This is a genomic window from Pelagicoccus sp. SDUM812002 (assembly GCF_031127835.1).
GTDB lineage: Bacteria > Verrucomicrobiota > Verrucomicrobiia > Opitutales > Opitutaceae > Pelagicoccus.
Genome location: NZ_JARXHX010000105.1, coordinates 1 through 841, shown reverse-complemented (window position 1 = coordinate 841; position 841 = coordinate 1). Strand labels below are relative to the sequence as shown.

Here is an 841-nt window from a genome sequence, read left to right as displayed (position 1 = left end):
ATTCCAGAAGTCGAACCCCGCCCTAATTCAAACGATCAACCAGCGAACAAGTCGCTTCAGACAACGAGCGCAAGCGCTCGCGTCTGAGCTCGGCGATATGCAAAGATAGAACCCAATGGACACTACACTAACAGCAGCCTTAATATCAGCGAGTATCGCCATTCTGGTTTTTATCGGTGCACAAGCTTTCCAGCATGCACAACAGAAGCATGAATATCTAAAACTAAAACTCGAAGAACTTTACGTCTTTCTCGAGAAAATCGAAAGTGAAGCATGGATTCGGGTAGAAAGTCGCTCTAGCTGTGCTGCTCAATCGAATCTTCTCACAAGCCTACGAGAACGTCCACGGATGTTGGTTCGGTTGTATTTCCAAGACCTAGAAAAATACTTGAAAAGGACTGAAACGGAGATGCAAATAGTTAGTTTCGCAATGGTCGAAGCCGCCAAGAAGAAAGACTTTAAAATCGATCACGAATACCTAATAAATTCGTTCACACCAAAGTATTCAAAACTGTGTGATGAACTAGAAATTTTCCGAAGCCACATCACAGCAGAATATTCGAACTTAACAAATTCTCCGAAAAGTTGGTGGATTTAAAATTAGCATATCAAGTCGGTCCTCACAACTCGCGCAAGCGCTCGCGTGAGACCTCGGCGATGGGGAGGTAAGGAATTTTAGGGAGAACAACTTGGCGACGTATCCAATTCCTAAATCCAGGAATGAAATATGAAGATCCTACAACGAAGGATAGATCGATTTTCGAGAAGGCCAACCAACCCGAAATCCCCTTCAATTAGGATTGATCCTGCAGCAAACGAAAGATCGCAATTTGACAATGGA

1 protein-coding gene is annotated in these 841 nt (G+C 43.6%); it reads left to right on the top strand.

The features are described from left to right. The first annotated feature begins 115 nt into the window (after nt 1-115). Nucleotides 116-598 (top strand): hypothetical protein, encoded by a 483-nt coding sequence (locus QEH53_RS23885; protein WP_309025751.1) that lies wholly within the window; start codon nt 116-118, stop codon nt 596-598. Nucleotides 599-841 lie beyond the last annotated feature (243 nt).